At 65.2% G+C, this 12,213-nt stretch carries 12 protein-coding genes and 1 pseudogene; 9 read left to right on the top strand and 4 right to left on the bottom strand.

The genetic code is table 11. The features are described from left to right. Positions 1-9: 9 nt before the first annotated feature. Positions 10-645 carry a J domain-containing protein gene (locus JQ616_RS05935; protein WP_212012917.1) on the bottom strand — a complete coding sequence of 212 codons (636 nt, stop codon included), beginning with the start codon at positions 643-645 and terminating at the stop codon, positions 10-12. Positions 646-754: 109 nt separating this feature from the next. Here JQ616_RS05935 and JQ616_RS05940 point away from each other — a divergent pair, with 109 nt between their 5' ends. Continuing rightward, a complete protein-coding gene (locus tag JQ616_RS05940) occupies positions 755-1,030 on the top strand; it encodes a BolA family protein (RefSeq protein WP_207834542.1) in 276 nt (91 codons plus the stop codon). A 126-nt stretch (positions 1,031-1,156) separates the two neighbouring features. Then, a complete protein-coding gene (locus tag JQ616_RS05945) occupies positions 1,157-1,606 on the top strand; it encodes a hypothetical protein (protein WP_212012918.1) in 450 nt (149 codons plus the stop codon). Positions 1,607-1,784: 178 nt separating this feature from the next. Here JQ616_RS05945 and JQ616_RS05950 read toward each other — a convergent pair whose 3' ends face one another. The 3 genes from JQ616_RS05950 to JQ616_RS05960 are packed head-to-tail and all read right to left on the bottom strand — an operon-like array spanning position 1,785 to position 4,878. Beyond that, positions 1,785-3,089, bottom strand: coding sequence for an HlyC/CorC family transporter (locus JQ616_RS05950; RefSeq protein ID WP_212012919.1), 1,305 nt, complete (start codon positions 3,087-3,089; stop codon positions 1,785-1,787). A gap of 17 nt (positions 3,090-3,106) precedes the next feature. Beyond that, positions 3,107-4,249, bottom strand: a complete 1,143-nt coding sequence (aroB, locus tag JQ616_RS05955) for a 3-dehydroquinate synthase (protein ID WP_212012920.1) — start codon at positions 4,247-4,249, stop codon at positions 3,107-3,109. Next, positions 4,246-4,878: a shikimate kinase gene (locus JQ616_RS05960; RefSeq protein WP_212012921.1), complete on the bottom strand. Its 633-nt coding sequence runs from the start codon at positions 4,876-4,878 to the stop codon at positions 4,246-4,248. The genes aroB and JQ616_RS05960 overlap by 4 nt, the downstream gene beginning before the upstream one ends. 145 nt (positions 4,879-5,023) lie before the next feature. Between JQ616_RS05960 and JQ616_RS05965 the strand changes: the two genes are divergently transcribed. The 7 genes and pseudogenes from JQ616_RS05965 (at position 5,024) to JQ616_RS05990 (ending at position 12,189) form a co-directional block, all read left to right on the top strand. Then, positions 5,024-5,170, top strand: coding sequence for a histidine kinase (locus JQ616_RS05965; protein WP_076864023.1), 147 nt, complete (start codon positions 5,024-5,026; stop codon positions 5,168-5,170). Between the two features lie 16 nt (positions 5,171-5,186). After that, positions 5,187-6,179 (top strand): site-specific tyrosine recombinase XerD, encoded by a 993-nt coding sequence (gene xerD, locus JQ616_RS05970; protein ID WP_212012922.1) that lies wholly within the window; start codon positions 5,187-5,189, stop codon positions 6,177-6,179. A gap of 212 nt (positions 6,180-6,391) precedes the next feature. Then, the gene (locus JQ616_RS05975; RefSeq protein WP_212012924.1) at positions 6,392-7,354 is read left to right on the top strand and encodes an acetyl-CoA carboxylase carboxyltransferase subunit alpha; all 963 of its coding nucleotides are present in this window, start codon (positions 6,392-6,394) and stop codon (positions 7,352-7,354) included. 397 nt (positions 7,355-7,751) lie between these two features. Continuing rightward, positions 7,752-8,093: pseudogene (locus tag JQ616_RS39865) on the top strand (L,D-transpeptidase family protein); the annotation flags it as partial. A gap of 780 nt (positions 8,094-8,873) precedes the next feature. After that, positions 8,874-9,047, top strand: a complete 174-nt coding sequence (locus tag JQ616_RS39870) for a hypothetical protein (protein WP_433995947.1) — start codon at positions 8,874-8,876, stop codon at positions 9,045-9,047. 407 nt (positions 9,048-9,454) lie between these two features. Beyond that, a complete protein-coding gene (locus JQ616_RS05985) occupies positions 9,455-10,609 on the top strand; it encodes an iron-containing alcohol dehydrogenase (RefSeq protein ID WP_212012928.1) in 1,155 nt (384 codons plus the stop codon). 29 nt (positions 10,610-10,638) lie between these two features. Beyond that, on the top strand, positions 10,639-12,189 hold the full coding sequence (locus JQ616_RS05990; protein WP_212012930.1) for an AMP-binding protein: 1,551 nt from the start codon (positions 10,639-10,641) through the stop codon (positions 12,187-12,189). Positions 12,190-12,213: the final 24 nt, after the last annotated feature.

The raw sequence follows: 12,213 nt of genomic DNA on the forward strand, positions 1-12,213 counted from the left end.
GGCGAGAGTTCAGGCCTCGCGCACCACGGTCTTCAGATAATTATACGCCTTGATGATCTCGATCAGGCGATCCTCGGTGGAGCGGTCGCCGCCATTGGCGTCGGGATGGTGCTGCTTGACCAGCGCCTTGTACTTCGCCTTGACGTCTTCCAGCGTCGCTCCGGCGCCGAGCCCCATCACCAGCAGCGCCTTGCGCTCGGCATTCATGACCTTGCGCGTCTCGGGCTTCGGCTCCGCGCCGCCCGGTCCGGGCCGCCAGCGGCCGCGACCGTTGAGTTCGGAGAACACGTGGAACGGATCGGAGGCGGCATCGAGACCGCTCTCCTTCTTGCCGTTGTTGGCGCCCATCTTCCAGGTCGGACGATGACCGGTCAGCGCGTCCTTCTGGTAGCGCGCGACATCGTCGGGATTCATGCCCTGGAAGAAATTGTAGGACTGGTTGTACTCGCGGACGTGATCGAGGCAGAAGTGCCAATACTCACGCGAATTCTCGCGGCCCTTCGGGGCGCGGTGCGCGCCCTTGTTCTGGCAACCCGCCCACTCGCAGGCAACCGCCTGCTCGCCGGCTTGCGCCTGGCGCTTCGCACTCACCTTGGTCGGCTTGATGCGAATGGAGTCGAAGAATTTTGATGAATCGATCGGCATGTTCTCTTTGACTACGCAATGCACAAATCTTCAAGTCTTGACATTGCGCAGACCTCGTTTCCCGCTAACACCATTGACGAAAAGCCGTAGCGAACCTAACTCCGCCGCCATGAGCACCAAAGACGCTATCATAAACAAGTTGCGTGAAGCTTTCTTGCCGGAAAGCCTCGACGTGGTCGATGAGTCACATCTGCATGAAGGCCACGCCGGCCACAGGCCAGGCGGGGAGACACATTTCAGGCTATATATTGTGTCTCCGGCCTTCGAAGGGAAGAGCCGGATCGAACGCCATCGCATGATAAATGCGACGCTGGCGCAGGAACTCGCCGGCTCGGTGCATGCGCTGGCGATCCATGCCCACGGCCCCGGGGAAAAGCCGCGCTAGCTCGCGCTTGCCGCAAGACGACGCAGTGGTTTTCCTTTATGAGGATGATACCTCCGGCGATGACCTGCTCCAGATGTGAGCAGGGAAACTACGGGTCGCATCGCCACGCATGATATGGGGCCATTGATGATCCCTTGCCGGCCACGTCTCCGCTCGATCGTCACCGCCGCCGGCCTGCTCCTGATCTGCGCGATGCGCCCGGCCGCGGCGCTGGATATGCCGAGCCCGTTCGTCCAGGAGGTGCTGATCAAGAGCATTCTGGTGTCGCTCAACGATGCGGTGGCCGCCAACAACTTCACCGTGTTCCACGCCAAGATCTCAAAACCGTTCCGCGACCAGTTTCCGCCCGACAAGCTGAAGACCATCTTCAAGGATCTGGTCGACAAGCACGCGGTGTTCGACGCCGTGGTGGCGAAGCCGATCGTGCTCGATGAGGACGCCAAGATCGACGACAAGGGCGTGTTGCGGCTGAAGGGCCATTTCGACACCACGCCCAAGCAGGTGAAGTACCAGCTCGGCTTCATCCCCTCCGACGGCGCATGGAAGCTGTCGGGCATTTCGATCGATATCGAGTAGGCAGACCCATACCGCTTCCTGATCCGTCATCCTGAGGAGCGCGCATCGCGCGCGTCTCGAAGGATGCACGGCCACCGACCGGGCCGTCGACCCTTCGAGACGCCGCTTCGCGGCTCCTCCAGCGACAACGGCGAAGCCGTTGCGCGGGGGTTGACGGTGATAGACTGCGCAGCACGAACTAGAACGCCGTCCCCGCCCGCTTCGGCTTCTCGAGCTCGGCGGCCTCGCGCGGCACGGCGACGATGCGCAGCGCGGTGATGCGGTTGCGCTCGCGGCGGAGCACGCGGAAACGGAAGCCGTGGAAGGTGAAGCTCTGGCCGCGCTCCGGGATCGAGCGCGCTTCATGAATCACGAGGCCAGCGACTGTGGTCGCCTCCTCGTCCGGCAGACGCCAGTCCATCGCGCGGTTGAGATCGCGGATCGGCACCGAGCCGTCGACCACGACCGAGCCGTCCGGCTGGGCACGGACACCGGCGACGACGACATCGTGCTCGTCGGAGATGTCGCCGACGATCTCCTCCAGGATGTCCTCCAGCGTCACCATGCCTTCGACCTCGCCATACTCGTCGACCACGAGGGCGAAGTGGGTCTTGCGGCGGCGGAACGCCTTCAGCTGCTCGGAGACCGGGCGCATCTCCGGCACGAACCAGGGCGGTAGCGCGATCGCGGAGGCATCGATCGCGGACATGTCACCCTCATTGGCGCGGATCGCGCGCAGCAGATCCTTGGCATGCAGCACGCCGACGATGTTCTCCGGCTTCTCGCGCCACAGCGGGATGCGGGTGTACTCGCTGGCCAGCACCTCGCGCACCAGTTCCTCGGGCGGCAGGTCGGCGTTGACCATGGTCATCTCGGTGCGATGGACCATCACGTCGGAGACCTGCAGCTCGCTGAGGTCGAGCAGGCCGCCGAGCATGTCGCGATCCTGCTTCTCGACCTTGCCTTCGTGATGCAGCAGGTCGACCGCGCCGCGCAGACGCTCGGTCGGCGACAGGATGGCCTGATGCGCGCCGATCTTGATGCCAAGCAGCCGCATCAGGACGCGCACGATCCATTCGATGATGGTGAGAAGCGGCCCGAGCACGAACACCGTCAACCGCATCGGCCGGGCCACCAGCAGCGACAGCCGGTCCGGCGCATTGATGGCGACGGTCTTGGGCAGCACTTCGGCGAAGATCACCACCAACACCGTCATCACACCGGTGGCATAGAGCACGCCGACATCGCCGAACCAGGCGGTGAAGATGCCGGTGGCGAGCGCCGAGGCGCCGATATTGGCGATGTTGTTGCCGAGCAGCAGCGCGCCGATCATCCGCTCGCGCATCGCCATCAGGCTCGAGACCACCGTGGCCTCGCTGTTGCCCTGCTTCGACAGCCGCAACATGCTGGCGCGCGAGGCACCGGTCAGCGCCGTCTCACTCGCCGAGAAGAAGGCGGAGACGAGCAGACAGAGCAGCACGATCGAGAAGGTCAACCATCCCACTGAAATGATCCGTGGCTTCAGGCCTTGAGCTTGGCTTGCAGGAAGTCGCGCACCGGCTGCGGCTCGACATTGTTGGCAATCACGGCGCGGCCGACCGCCTCGAGCAGGATGAAGGTGAGCTTGCCGCGCTTGACCTTCTTGTCCTGCGCCATCAGCGCCAGCAATGCGTCGGCATCGGCAAGGCCTTCCTGCTTGAACCCTGCGATATCCTGCAGGCGCGTCGGCAACCCTACCGCGGAAAGATGACGTGCGATGCGGGCCGCATCGTCCGATGAAATCATGCCGAGCTGCGCCGAGAATTCCGCCGCCAGCACCATGCCGACCGAGACGCCCTCGCCGTGGAACAGGCGATCGGAGAAGCCGGTCGCGGCTTCCAGCGCATGGCCGAAGGTGTGGCCGAGATTGAGCAGCGCGCGCTCGCCGGTCTCGCGCTCGTCACGGGACACGACGCCGGCCTTGGCGCGGCAGGAGGTTGCGATCGCATGCTCGCGACCGGCGCCGCCGGCGAAGATATCGCCATGGTTCTTTTCCAGCCAGGCGAAGAACGCCTCGTCACCGAGGATGCCGTATTTCGCGACCTCGGCGTAGCCGGCGCGGAACTGGCGCGGCGACAGCGTGTCGAGCACCGAGGTATCGGCGATGACCAGCACCGGCTGATGGAAGGCACCGATCAGGTTCTTGCCCTGCGGCGAGTTGATGCCGGTCTTGCCGCCGACCGAGGAATCGACTTGCGCCAGCAGCGAGGTCGGCACCTGCACGAAATCGACGCCGCGACGCAGGATCGCGGCCGCGAAGCCGGCGAGATCGCCGACCACGCCGCCGCCGAGCGCGATCACCAGATCGTTGCGCTCGATCTTCGCCGCGATCAGCGCCTCGCTGACCTGCGTCAGCGTGGCGTAGCTCTTCGAGCCCTCGCCCTCCTCGACGACGATCCGCGACGTCGGCACGCCCGCGGCAGTGAGCGACGCCTCGGCCGGCTCGAGCCAGTGCTTGGCAACGGTGCGGTCGGTGACGATCGCGGTGCGCACCCCGGGCCGCAGCGCTGCGATGCGTTCGCCGAGCGAGGCCAGCACGTCGCGGCCGATGACGATGTCATATGCGCGGTCGCCGAGCGCGACATCGACGGTAACCGAGGCAGAATGTTTCAAGGGCGCAGTCATGGGGTCGCGTTCAATCCATCAGGTGGCGGCTCGTCGGCCGGACGCACGCCGCACAGATGTGCATGCAGGGCCGCGAGACATTCGTCGACGATGCGATCGTGCGGCACGTCCCGCGAGGCAATCGTCAAATCGGCGTTCTTGTAGACCGGTTCGCGCTCGCTGAGCAGCCGGTTGACTGTCGCCTCCGGATCGGCGGTCTGCAGCAGCGGACGGTCGGCGCGGCGGCGGACCCTGCGCATGATGATATCACTGTCGGCCTTGAGCCAGATCGAGATCGCGCGGTCGCGGATCCGGCTGCGGGTCTCCTCGCGCATGAAGGCGCCGCCGCCCGTCGCCAGCACGACCGAGCCGCTGTCGAGAATGCGGGCGATCACCCGCGCCTCGCCGTCGCGGAAATACGGCTCACCGTGGGTTTCGAAGATCTCCGGGATCGTCATGCGGGCCGCCGCCTCGATCTCGGTGTCGGCATCGGCGAAGGGTAGCTTGAGCCGCGCCGCCATCCGCCGGCCGATGGTCGACTTGCCGGCTCCCATCATGCCGACCAGCACGATCGACCGCGTCCCCAGCGCGGCCGCGATATCGGCCTCCAGGGGCGGGTGGGTGGGCGCCGGTACGGCTGCGTCGGACATCAAAAAGCTCGGATATTGGGACGAATTGTTCGGAATTCGAGCCACCTATACTACCCCCGGCGATACCGTTACCAGCGACTCTTGCAACCGCGCGGGGAACATGTTGGATGATTTCATTGGTTAATTCGCCGCCCGAGTCGCCTCCATGCCCAGCCTGTTCCGCTTCCTGACGGTCGTCGCCGTGATTTTCGGGATCGGCTACGGCATCGTCTTCGCCCTGGCGAATTACGTGCAGCCGAAACCACGGGAAATGACGGTGACCATCCCGCCGGATAAGTTCCTCAAGAAATAGCCGCTATGATTCCGGCATGCCCGTAGCAGCCAAGATTCCCGCCAAGCACCAAGCCAGGCCACCTATCAAGTCCTCCGACGCCAAACTGACCGCGTTGTTCCTCGACATGCTCGCCGCGGAACAGGGCGCAGGCGTGAACACGCTCGACGCCTACCGGCGCGACCTCACCGATTTCTCCGACTACCTCGCCCATACCGGCACCGATTTCACCAGTGCCGACACCGAGGCGCTGCGCGGCTACCTCGCGGACCTCGATACCAGGGGCTTCAAGTCGACCAGCGTGGCGCGGCGGCTGTCGGCGATGCGGCATCTCTACCGCTTCCTGCTCAACGAGCGGGTCCGAGCCGACGATCCGGCGGCGATCCTGTCCGGGCCGAAGCGCGGCCGCGGCCTGCCCAAGGTGCTGTCGATCGCCGATGTCGACCGCATGCTGACGCGGGCGAAGGAGCTGACCGAGACCGATGTCTCGCCGGCGCAGCGGCTGCGCGCGCTGCGGCTCTATTGCCTGCTCGAAGTGCTCTACGCCACCGGCCTGCGCGTCTCCGAGCTGGTATCGCTGCCGGTCTCCGCGGCCCGGCGCGACGCGCGGATGATCGTGGTCCGCGGCAAGGGCAACAAGGAGCGGCTGGTGCCGCTGAATGATGCCTCGCGCCAGGCGATGGCGGACTACCTCGCCGCGATGGAGGTGATGCAGCCGAAGGCGAAGAAGGCAGCAGCATCGAAATGGCTGTTTCCGTCCTCCGGCGAGAGCGGCCATCTGACCCGGCAGCATTTCGCCCGCGACCTGAAGGAGCTCGCGAGCGCCTCCGGCCTCGCGCCGCGGCTGGTCTCGCCGCACGTGCTGCGTCATGCGTTTGCCAGCCATCTGCTGCACAATGGCGCGGACCTGCGCATCGTGCAGACCCTGCTCGGCCATACCGATATCTCGACCACCCAGATCTACACCCATGTGGTCGAGGAGCGACTGAAGAGCCTGGTCCGTGACCTGCATCCGCTGGCGGAGAAGTAAGCCCGGGGCACCCTGATCGGGTCGGGACATCGATACCGTCACCTCATCCGCCTTGACTTCCGCGCCGTCTCCGCAGAAAGAGCGTCACCTGCCTGCGATCCCGAAGCGTGCATTCCGCTGGAATGCGCGTTAACCGATTGAAGTTACAAAACTTCTCTTGTCACCGCCGAAACCGCTTCGCCCCTCGCATTGTTCCTCCCTATATTGAGTTGATGCCCGACCCGATGCGCAGCTATCTCGACTTCGAAAAACCCGTCGCCGAGCTTGAATCCAAGATCGACGAGTTGCGCACGCTTGCCGCCAGCGGCAGCGACATCGGCGACGAGGTCGCGCGGATCGAGGACAAGGCGGCGCAGGCGCTGACCGACCTCTATGCCAATCTGACACCGTGGCAGAAGACGCTGGTAGCGCGGCATCCGCAGCGGCCGCACTTCACCGATTTCGTCAGTGGCCTGATCACCGAATTCACGCCGATGGCCGGCGACCGCAAATTCGCCGACGACGAGGCCCTGATCGGCGGCTTCGGCCGCTTCCGCGGCGAGAGCATTTGCGTGGTCGGCCAGGAGAAAGGTGCCACCACCGACAGCCGCATCAAGCACAATTTCGGCATGGCGCGGCCCGAAGGCTACCGCAAGGCGGTGCGCCTGATGGAGATGGCCGACCGCTTCGGCATCCCGGTGCTGTCGATCGTCGATTCCGCCGGCGCCTATCCCGGCATCGGCGCCGAGGAACGCGGCCAGGCCGAGGCGATCGCGCGCTCGACCGACGCCTGCCTGTCGCTCGGCGTGCCCAATGTCGCGATCGTCACCGGCGAGGGCATGTCGGGCGGAGCCATCGCCATCACTACCGCCAACCGCGTGCTGATGATGGAGCACGCGATCTACAGCGTGATCTCGCCGGAGGCAGCGTCCTCGATCCTGTGGCGCGACGGCAGCAAGGCGCAGGAAGCCGCCAACAGCATGAAGATCACCGCGCAGGACATGCTGCGCTTCGGCGTGATCGACCAGATCCTCAAGGAGCCCTCGGGCGGCGCTCATCGCGACCCCGCCGCGATGATCACGACGACCGGCGACGCCATCGCCCAGGCGCTCAACGACCTACGAAATCTTGATCCGGACGCGATTCGCAAACAGCGGCGCCAGAAGTTCCTGGATATCGGCCGCAAGCTGGGCTGAGCCGCCCAAACGGCCGAATTTTTCGCCCAAATCGACCAATTTTGCCGCAATTGGGCCCCGAGCCGGGTCTTTAACGTTCCTTGAACCATGCCTGCTACCGTGAAGGCTGTCAGCCCCGGTTCAGGTTGCGAGCAGGGGTGGTCGAAGGCTAATATTTTACACAATGGCTTCAGGGCATATTCGCCGTGTTGGGGTCGCGAAAATCGCCCGGTGGGTGTGGAGCTCGGACTTGACTCATCGCACGCTCGTACGCGCGCTTCTGACTTCAGCGGTTCTCGCCGCGGGCGTCATGCTCGCCGGTTGTGATAGCGACCAGATCTCGCTCGCCCAGAACGCCAAGGCCAACCAGCCGGTCCCGCCAAAGCTCGTCGCCGCCATGGCCGAGAAGGACATGGACATGCAGTCGCCGATCCTGGTGCGGCTGTTCAAGCAGGAGGCCGAGCTCGAGGTCTGGAAGCAGACCCGCTCCGGTCAGTTCGCGCTGCTCAAGACCTATCCGATCTGCCGCTGGTCGGGCGACCTCGGCCCCAAGGTCCGCGAAGGCGACCGCCAGGCGCCGGAAGGATTCTACTCGATCAACCCGAGCCAGATGAATCCGCAGTCGGCCTACTATCTCTCGTTCAACACCGGCTATCCCAACGCTTTCGACAAATCGCTCGGCCGCACCGGTTCGGAGCTGATGGTGCATGGCGACTGCTCCTCGCGCGGCTGCTACGCGATGACCGATGAGCAGATCGCCGAGATCTACTCGCTCGGTCGCGAATCCTTCTTCGGCGGCCAGAAGGCGTTCCAGTTCCAGGCCTATCCGTTCCGGATGACGCCGGTGAACATGGCCAAGCACCGCAATAATCCGAACATGCCTTTCTGGAAGATGATCAAGGAAGGCAATGATCATTTCGAGGTGACGAAGCAGGAGCCAAAGGTCGATTTCTGCGAGAAGAAGTATGTCTTCGACGCGGTGAAGACGCCTGACGCCACGCGCGATCCGGTGTTCAATGCGTCGGCGAAGTGCCCGGCCTATGTGATCCCCGAGGAGATCGCGAGCGCCGTGCGCGAGAAGGAGCAGCGCGACAACGCCGAGATGGCCAAGCTGGTGTCCAAGGGGACGCCGGTGGCGCGCCTCAACACCGGTATCGACGGCGGCATGAACGCGATCTTCGCCTCGAAGATTCCGGAAGGAAACACCGGCCTGTCCGAAGGCGGCGACAGCCAGGCGCTGGCCTCGATGTCGCTGGCGCGCGCGCCCGGCACGATCCCCGGCACGGTCAATCCGCCGCGGCCCAATCTCGCGGTCCAGCAAGAAGAGCCGGTCGTCGCGACGACGTCGTCGACCACGCCCGCGGCCAACACCCGCGTCGCTTCGGCCAACGCGTCCGATAAGTCGGAAGGCTTCTTCTCCAGCTTTGCCCGCAAGGTCGGCATCGGTGGCGCCACCGCCGACGCCAGCAAGACGGCCGCGCCGGCTCCGGTCGCAGCCAGCCCGGCCAAGCCGAAGGTCGCCGAAGCCAAGCCGCAATCGGTGGTTCGCGTCGCTCCGAAGGCGGAGCCGAAGCAGGCCGCCAAGCCCGCGCCGAAGCCGCAGGCGACCGCCGCCGCAGCCGCACCGGCCGCGACGTCGTCGACCCAACTCGCCGGCTCCGCGCCCGTCGTGCAGACCAACTCGTTCGACGGCCGCTTCTCCGCGGTGAAGTAAGCGCGGCTCGGCCTCGGCGCGCCCTGTCTCGCGACATGATCTGTCCGAGCGTCCTTCTGCCCGCTCCATGAAGAGGGCGCAGGGCAACTAGACACAAGACTCGGACGCAATGGGCCGCGAGATTGCGGATCCATGATCCACAAGCCACGCAACATACGCGACGTCGTCCTGGCGAAAGCCAGGACCCATTACCCCAGATCTCAATCGCTGCGCGACGCTGCGGCCGCCATCCCGTTCATCACCGAATGCGGTGGTTATGGGTCCTGGCTTTCGCCAGGACGACGGCAGTGGATGCGGTGCCGCCGATTGCGCAACCGAGGAGCCCTGATGACGGCCCCGATTTCCTCCGCTAACCTCTCCGCAAAGAACCGCCGAAAAGGCGGACCGTATTGAGGGAGGAGAGCCGCGTGCACCGAGGCCGTGTCGTATTCGGCGCCATGGATGAAGTCGTGTTCGGGCGGCCCGCGTGCGAGGCCATCGTCGAGCAACTGGATCGGCTCGGCGCCCAGCGCGCCTTCCTGATGGTGTCGGGTACGCTGAACCGCGATACCGACGAGATCGAGAAAGTCCGCCGCGCGCTCGGCCCGCGCTGCGTCGGCACCTTCGACAGGATGCCGGCGCATACGCCGCGTGCCGCCGTGATCGCGGCCACGGAACAGGCGCGTGATGCGAAGGCCGATCTGATCGTCACCATCGGCGGCGGCTCGATCACCGACGGCGCCAAGGCGGTGCAGCTCTGCCTCGCCAACAACGTCACGACATCCGACGGCATCGACACCATCCGCACCCGCGGCGGCGTCTCGCCCGAGATGAAGCCGCCTGTCGTGCGGCAGATCAGCGTGCCGACCACGATCGCCGGCGGCGAATTCTCCTCGATCGCGGGCGTCACCAACGAGGACAAGCGGCAGAAGGAAATGCTGCGCCATCCACTGGTGATGCCGCGCGCCACCATCCTCGATCCGGAATTGTCGGTGCACACGCCGGAATGGCTGTTTCTGTCGACCGGCATCCGCGCCGTCGATCATTGCGTCGAAGGCATCTGCTCGCGCGAGGCGCATCCTTACGGCGACGCGCAGGCGCTGAAGGGGCTGGAGATGCTGGCCGCCGGCCTGCCGCGCGTGAAGGCCAATTCGAAAGACATTTCGGCGCGGATGGATTGCCAGATCGGCACCTGGCTCTCCACCGGCCCGCTCGCTTCGGGCGTGCCGATGGGTGCGAGCCATGGCATCGGCTATGTGCTCGGCGCCGAGTTCGATGTGCCGCATGGCTACACCTCATGCGTGATGCTGCCCGCGGTGATGCGCTGGAACAAGCGCGACAATGCCGACCGACAGGCGCTGGTCGCAGCCGCGATGGGTTGCGCGGGCGAGGACGCCGGCGACGCGCTCGACCGCTTCATCCGCGACCTCGGCATGCCGCGCAGCCTGCGGGAGGTCCACGTCGGCCCCGAGCATTTCGACCGTATCGCGGCGGGTGCGATGCGCACGCCCTGGGTGCCGCGCAATCCGCGCAAGATCGACGGCCCATCCCAGGTTCGCGAGATTCTGGAGATGGCGGCTTAAAGCAAGGGCTGAGGGGGAAACAAAGTTCGATGTACACCGGCAAGCACGCTTACCTGCGCCCGCTGCAGCCCGCCTTCATCATGGCCGGGACCGGCGAGATCGTCACCTACCGCGAGCTCGAGGCGCGCAACAACCGCCTCGCGCATCTGTTCCGCAACCGCGGCATGAAGCGGCTCGATCATTATTCGATCTTCATGGAGAACAACAACCGCTACCTCGAGGCCTGTGGTGCCGGTGAACGCTCCGGCCTCTACTTCACCTGCGTCAATTCCTACCTCACGGCCGGCGAGCTCGCCTACATCCTGACCAACAGCCAGTCGCGAATCCTGATCACCTCGAAGCTGAAGCTCGACATCGCACGCGAGGCGCTGAAGGAGTGCCCACAGGTCGAGCTCTGCATCGTGGTTGACGGCAACAGCGAGAGCGAGCGCATCGTCGGGCTGCAACAGGCGACCGCCGGCCTGCCGTCAACGCCGATCGCAGACGAATATGCCGGCACCGCAATGCTCTATTCGTCCGGCACCACCGGCCGGCCCAAGGGCATCGTGCGGCCGCTACCCGAGCAGCCGCCGTCGGAAAACCTGCCGCTGTTCGATTTCCTGACCAAGCTCTGGCACTACCGCGAGGGCATGGTCTATCTGTCGCCGGCGCCGCTCTATCACTCGGCGCCGCAGGCCGCGGTCAATCTCACGATCCGGATGGGCGGCACCGTCGTCATCATGGAGAGTTTCGATCCCGAGCGCTATCTCCAGCTGGTCGAGCAATGGGGCATCACCCACAGCCAGCTGGTGCCGACGATGTTCTCGCGCCTGCTCAAGCTGCCCGAGCAGGTCCGCAGCCGCTACGATCTGTCGACGCTCGAGATCGCGATCCATGCCGCGGCGCCCTGCCCGGCGCTGGTCAAGGACGACATGATCAAATGGTGGGGGCCGATCATCCACGAATATTACGGCGCGACCGAGGGCCTCGGCTTCACCGCCTGCAACAGTGCGGAATGGCTGGCGCATCGCGGCACCGTCGGCAGGGTGCTGCTCGGCGACCTGCATATCCTCGACGAGAACATGAAGCCGTGTCCGAAGGGCACGCCGGGCACCGTGTGGTTCAAGACTGCCACGCCGTTCGAATATTTCAACGATCCCGCCAAGACCAGCGAAGCGCGTTCGGCGGACGGCTCTATGAGCACGGTCGGCGACGTCGGCTATGTCGACGATGACAACTTCCTCTATCTCACCGATCGCGCCACCTTCATGATCATCTCCGGCGGCGTGAACATCTATCCGCAGGAATGCGAGAACCTCTTGATCACCCATCCCAAGGTCGCCGACGCCGCGGTGTTCGGCGTGCCCAATGTCGATCTCGGTGAGGAGGTAAAGGCTGTGGTGCAGCCGGCCGAGGGCATCGCGCCGGGACCGGAGCTCGCCGAGGAGCTGATCGCGTTCTGCGCCAGCGCGCTGTCACGGCAGAAGGTGCCGCGCTCGGTGGATTTCGAGGCCGAGCTGCCACGGCTGCCGACCGGCAAACTCTACAAACGCCTGCTGCGCGATCGCTACTGGGGTAACAAGACCTCGCGGATCGTCTGAGTCTGGCGGTGCGGCGGGCCGGGC

Source organism: Bradyrhizobium tropiciagri, from assembly GCF_018130545.1.
GTDB lineage: Bacteria > Pseudomonadota > Alphaproteobacteria > Rhizobiales > Xanthobacteraceae > Bradyrhizobium > Bradyrhizobium tropiciagri_A.

Coding starts and splice junctions, on each gene's coding strand:
- JQ616_RS05935 (WP_212012917.1), bottom strand. CDS start 645: ATGCCGATCGATTCATCAAAATTCTTCGACTCCATTCGCATCAAGCCG.
- JQ616_RS05940 (WP_207834542.1), top strand. CDS start 755: ATGAGCACCAAAGACGCTATCATAAACAAGTTGCGTGAAGCTTTCTTG.
- JQ616_RS05945 (WP_212012918.1), top strand. CDS start 1,157: ATGATCCCTTGCCGGCCACGTCTCCGCTCGATCGTCACCGCCGCCGGC.
- aroB (WP_212012920.1), bottom strand. CDS start 4,249: ATGACTGCGCCCTTGAAACATTCTGCCTCGGTTACCGTCGATGTCGCG.
- JQ616_RS05960 (WP_212012921.1), bottom strand. CDS start 4,878: ATGTCCGACGCAGCCGTACCGGCGCCCACCCACCCGCCCCTGGAGGCC.
- JQ616_RS05965 (WP_076864023.1), top strand. CDS start 5,024: ATGCCCAGCCTGTTCCGCTTCCTGACGGTCGTCGCCGTGATTTTCGGG.
- xerD (WP_212012922.1), top strand. CDS start 5,187: ATGCCCGTAGCAGCCAAGATTCCCGCCAAGCACCAAGCCAGGCCACCT.
- JQ616_RS05975 (WP_212012924.1), top strand. CDS start 6,392: ATGCCCGACCCGATGCGCAGCTATCTCGACTTCGAAAAACCCGTCGCC.
- JQ616_RS05990 (WP_212012930.1), top strand. CDS start 10,639: ATGTACACCGGCAAGCACGCTTACCTGCGCCCGCTGCAGCCCGCCTTC.